Annotated in this window: 5 protein-coding genes and 1 pseudogene; 2 read left to right on the forward strand and 4 right to left on the reverse strand. The window is 73.2% G+C overall.

Annotated features, from left to right (window positions below; genetic code table 11):
* Window positions 1–810 (reverse strand): annotated as a pseudogene (locus LCD31_RS28200) (TetR/AcrR family transcriptional regulator); the annotation flags it as partial.
* Between the two features lie 4 nt (window positions 811–814).
* Window positions 815–2023 (reverse strand): cytochrome P450, encoded by a 1209-nt coding sequence (locus tag LCD31_RS28205; protein WP_224963135.1) that lies wholly within the window; start codon window positions 2021–2023, stop codon window positions 815–817.
* A 102-nt stretch (window positions 2024–2125) separates the two neighbouring features.
* Between LCD31_RS28205 and LCD31_RS28210 the strand changes: the two genes are divergently transcribed.
* On the forward strand, window positions 2126–2323 hold the full coding sequence (locus tag LCD31_RS28210) for a ferredoxin (RefSeq protein ID WP_224963137.1): 198 nt from the start codon (window positions 2126–2128) through the stop codon (window positions 2321–2323).
* Between the two features lie 44 nt (window positions 2324–2367).
* On the opposite strand, the gene cutA is transcribed toward LCD31_RS28210, so the two are convergent.
* Window positions 2368–2685, reverse strand: coding sequence for a divalent-cation tolerance protein CutA (cutA, locus tag LCD31_RS28215; protein WP_224963139.1), 318 nt, complete (start codon window positions 2683–2685; stop codon window positions 2368–2370).
* Between the two features lie 135 nt (window positions 2686–2820).
* On the opposite strand from cutA, the gene LCD31_RS28220 reads away from it, so the two are divergent.
* A complete protein-coding gene (locus LCD31_RS28220) occupies window positions 2821–3972 on the forward strand; it encodes a glutathione-independent formaldehyde dehydrogenase (RefSeq protein WP_224963141.1) in 1152 nt (383 codons plus the stop codon).
* Window positions 3973–3988: 16 nt separating this feature from the next.
* On the opposite strand, the gene LCD31_RS28225 is transcribed toward LCD31_RS28220, so the two are convergent.
* Complete coding sequence (locus tag LCD31_RS28225; protein WP_224963143.1) at window positions 3989–4333, reverse strand: metalloregulator ArsR/SmtB family transcription factor; 345 nt, start codon at window positions 4331–4333, stop codon at window positions 3989–3991.
* Between the last annotated feature and the right edge of the window lie 119 nt (window positions 4334–4452).

Consider the following 4452-nt stretch of genomic DNA (forward strand, 5'->3'; position numbering starts at 1 on the left):
TCGCGGGGCGCCGCGCCCCCCGCCCCCCCCCCCCCGGGGCCCGGGGCCCCCCCCCCCCCCCCCCCCGCCCCCCCCGGCGGGGGGGGGCCCCCCCCCGGCCCCGCGCCCCGCTGACCGCCGTCCGCTGACACCTCCCGCCACCACGGGCGCCAGCAGCAGTCCGGTGAGGCCGTCGGTGAGGGCGGTGCCGACCAGTTCCCAGTCGGCGGGGATGCCGGTGGCCGCGGCCGCGCGCTCCTGCTCGGCGCAGGTGTGCAGGACCGCGAGCCGGGCGGTGTCGCGGCGGATCGCGGCGACCTCCGGCGGGAGTTCGGGGGCGTGCTCGGCGAGCGCCGCGTTCGCCTCGGCCAGCAGCGGTTCCATCTCGGGCGCGTGCATCGGCCCGCTGCGCACGACCGGGTCGGTGGCGACCTGCGCGGTGTACCGGGCGCACCAGCTGGGATTGCCGAGGCTCGCCAGGTGCCGGACGTACGGCAGCACCATGCAGGCGACGTGCTCGCGCGGGTCGCGGGATCCGCGCGCCGCGGCGAGCATCTCGCCGGTGTGCCGCACGATGGGCTCGCTGTGCGAGGCGCTGATGGCGCGCAGCAGGTCGTCGCGGGTGCCGACGTGGTAGGCCAGCGCGGAGTTGTTGGCCTGCCCGGCGGCGTCGACGATCTGCCGGTTGGACACCTCGGAGAGCCCGCGTTCGGCGAACAGCCGTTCCGCGGTGCGCAGCAGCAGTGCCCGGGTGGCGTCGGCGCGTTCCCGGCGGGCACCGGGGCGCGCGCCGGTCCGGTTCCGCGCGGGTCGAGCGTCCACGGCGGTCATCTTCTCACCACCGCACCGGGACTTCTTCGAGCCCGCCGACCAGGAGCCCTTCCCGGCGGCGCAGGTCGTCGGCGGGGACGGCCAGTTCCAAGCCGGGCACGCGTTCCAGCAGCGCGCCGAGCACGGTGCGCAGTTCGACGCGGGCCAGCGACTGCCCGAGGCAGGAGTGCGGTCCGGCGCCGAAGGTCAGGTGCGGGTTCGGGGTGCGGGCGAGGTCCATCTCGGCGGCGTCGGTGAACGCGTCCTCGTCCCGGTTGGCCGCCTGCATGAGGGCGAGCACGGTGCTGCCCGCTTCGATGGTGGTGCCGCCGATCTCGACGGGTTCGGTGATGTGCCGGTGCATGCCGGTGCTGCCGAGGTTCGCGTCGAAGCGCAGCACCTCTTCGACGGCCGGGTCGACGAGCGCGGGGTCGGCGAGCAGGCTCTCCCAGCGCTCCCGGCGGGACAGCAGCATCGCGGCCATCTTGCCGATCATGTTGGCGGTGGTCTCGTGCCCGGCGATGAGCAGGGCTTGGCCGGTGGCGATGAGCTCGGTCTCGGTGAGCCTGCCGTCGTCGGCGTCGCTGATCGCGGTGAGCTCGGAGAGCAGGTCGTCGCCGGGTTCGGCGCGCTTGGCGCGGACGTGCTCGGCCAAGTAGTTCCACAGCTCCTGGCCGGAGGCGCGGACCTCGTCCTCGGTGTACCGGGTGAGGTTGAGCATGTGGTCGGACCAGTGGGCGAACTTGGCGCGGTCGGCGGCGGGCACGCCGAGCAGTTCGCAGATCACGTACACCGGCAGCGGGAAGCCGAGCGCGGTGCGCAGGTCGGCGGGGGCTCCCTGCCGGAGCATCTCGTCGATCAGCTCGTGGGCGATGCCGGCGATCCGCGGTTGCAGGGCGCGCATCCGCTTGACGGTGAAGGAGCGGCTCAGCAGCCGCCGCCACCGCAGGTGCCCCTCGCCCTGGGCGATGGTGTTCGGGAAGGAGCTGTCCTCGGCGTCGTCGAGGGGCCTGCGGGTGAACCGCGGGTCGGCGAGGATCGCGCGCACGTCCTCGTAGCGGGTCAGCAGCAGCGCGTCCTCCCCGATCACGGTGCGCACCCGGGCCACCGGGCACTCCTGCTGCAACCGGCGCCATTCCGGCGGGGGTTCGAGGGCGGTCGGCAGCGGGAAGGGGAAGGGCAGGGGGTCGGTGGCGTGCCCGGTGACGGGGCAGGTGGTGTCGTCGGCTCGCATCGCATCCTCTTTAAGAAAGGCGTCTGACTTAAATGCTAGCGTAGCCTTCAGTCGGCTGACTGCCCAGCGGGCGCCGGAACCCCCACCACCGAGGAGGACGCCGTGAAGATCGAGATCGACGAGGACAGGTGCATCGGCGCCGGCCAGTGCGTGCTGGCCGCCGAGGCCGTGTTCGACCAGCGCGACGAGGACGGCGTCGTGGTCCTGCTCGACGCCTCCCCCGCCCCGGAGCACCAGGACGCCGCGCGCCAGGCGGCCGCGCTGTGCCCCGCGGCCGCCATCGCGGTCCGCGAGGACTGATCACGCGAGGGACGGCCCACCCGCGGGGCCGTCCACCCGCGGGCTCAGCCCGCGGTCTCCGCGTCCAACCAGGACAGGTAGCCGGGGTTGCCGCCGACGATCGGCGTCGCGATCACCTCGGGCACCTCGTAGCCGTGGTGCTCCTGGAGGTGCGCGACCAGCGCGTCCAGCCGCGCCGCCGGCGTCTTGATCTGCAGCTGCCACTCCGGATCGTCCTGCACCGCCCCGTCCCAGCGGTAGAAGCTGCGGATCGGCACCACCTGCACGCAGGCGCCCAACCGCGCCTCGACGACGCCGCGGGCCAGTTCCGCCGCGGCAAGCTCGGAATCCGTCGTGGTCACGACCTGCACGTAGTCCGCCATGCGCCGAGCGTATCGACCTCGCGGCGCGCGGCGAAGTTTCACGTCGGCCGGGCGGCGGTTAACCGGGAGAGAGGTCACGACCGGTGACCGCACAACCCGTTGCACCGCAACGAGAACTCCCGGCAGGAGGACGCCATGCGAGGGCTCGTGTACGAAGGACCGCGCCAGGTGACCGTCAAGGACGTCCCGGACGCGCGGATCGAACGCCCCACCGACGTGCTGGTGCGGATCACCACCACGAACATCTGCGGCTCGGACCTGCACATGTACGAAGGGCGCACCGACCTGGAGCCAGGGCGGGTGCTCGGCCACGAGAACCTCGGCGTGGTGGCGGAGATCGGCGGCGGCGTCGAACGCATCCAGGTCGGCGACCGGGTGTGCCTGCCGTTCAACATCGGCTGCGGCTTCTGCCGCAACTGCGAGGACGGCATGACCTCGTACTGCCTGACGGCGCACCCCGACCCGGACATGGCGGGAGCGGCGTTCGGCTTCGCCGGGATGGGCCCGTACCACGGCGGGCAGGCCGAGTACCTGCGCGTGCCGTTCGGCGACTTCAACTGCCTGCGGCTGCCGGAGGACGCCGCGGACAAGGAGGACGACTACGTGATGCTGGCCGACATCTTCCCCACCGGCTGGCACGCCACCCGCCTCGCGGGGTTGCGCCCCGGGGAGTCCTGCGTGGTCTACGGCGCCGGGCCGGTCGGGCTGATGGCCGGGTACTCCGCTCTGTTGCAGGGCGCGTCGCAGGTCTTCGTGGTGGACCGCCACCGGGACCGGCTGCGGCTCGCCGAGCAGATGGGCGCGATCGCGGTGGACGACTCCGACGGTGATCCGGCCCGGCAGGTGCTGGACCTCACCGACGGGCGCGGCGCGGACCGCGGCTGCGAGTGCGTCGGCTACCAGGCGCACGACCCGCAGGGCGCCGAGCACCCGGAGATGACGATGAACAGCCTGGTGAACTCGGTGCGGTTCACCGGCGGGATCGGCGCGGTCGGCATCTTCCTGCCGTCGGACCCCGGCTCGCCGGACCGGCTGGAGCAGGACGGGAAGCTGGCGTTCGAGATGGGCTCGTTCTGGTTCCAGGGCCAGCGGATCGGCACCGGGCAGGCGCCGGTGAAGGCCTACAACCGGCGGCTGCGGGACCTGATCCACCACGGACGGGCGGCGCCGTCGTTCATCGTCTCGCACGACCTGCCGCTGCAGCGCGCCGCGGACGCCTACGAGCGCTTCGACAACCGCGAGGACGGCTGGACGAAGGTGGTGCTCAAACCCGAGATGGCCGGGTGAGCGCGCCCGCGCGCGGTCAGCCCGACAGCCCCAGGCGCAGGTGCTCGATGTGGTAGACGGCCTCGTCGAGCAGCTGCGCCACGTGGTCGTCGTAGAGGCTGTAGACGACGCTGCGCCCGCTGCGGTTGCCGGTGACGAGCCCGAGCGAGCGCAGCAGCCGCAGCTGGTGCGAGACGGCGGAGGCCTCCATGCCGACGGCTTCGGCGAGCCCCCCGACGGGCCGGGCGCCCTGGCGCAGTTCGCTGAGGATCAGCAGCCGGGACGGGGTGGCGAGCGCCTGGAGGGTCTCGGCGACGGAGGCCGCCGCGGTGGCGTCCAGCTTCGCCGCGGGCGTGACCGCGTCTTCGACACCGTGACCCATGCGCGCAGTGTATCCGCACGACCGGAAGCCTGAACGACTGAACACCTGAGCAACCGTTCATGTATTCTTCGGCGCGCCCCGCCCCCGCGCCGAGGAAGCAGAGATGGTCACGCTCGCCG

The organism is Saccharopolyspora sp. 6M, assembly GCF_020176775.1.
Lineage (GTDB): Bacteria > Actinomycetota > Actinomycetes > Mycobacteriales > Pseudonocardiaceae > Saccharopolyspora_C > Saccharopolyspora_C gregorii.

Coding starts and splice junctions, on each gene's coding strand:
- LCD31_RS28205 (WP_224963135.1), bottom strand. CDS start 2,023: ATGCGAGCCGACGACACCACCTGCCCCGTCACCGGGCACGCCACCGAC.
- cutA (WP_224963139.1), bottom strand. CDS start 2,685: ATGGCGGACTACGTGCAGGTCGTGACCACGACGGATTCCGAGCTTGCC.
- LCD31_RS28220 (WP_224963141.1), top strand. CDS start 2,821: ATGCGAGGGCTCGTGTACGAAGGACCGCGCCAGGTGACCGTCAAGGAC.
- LCD31_RS28225 (WP_224963143.1), bottom strand. CDS start 4,333: ATGGGTCACGGTGTCGAAGACGCGGTCACGCCCGCGGCGAAGCTGGAC.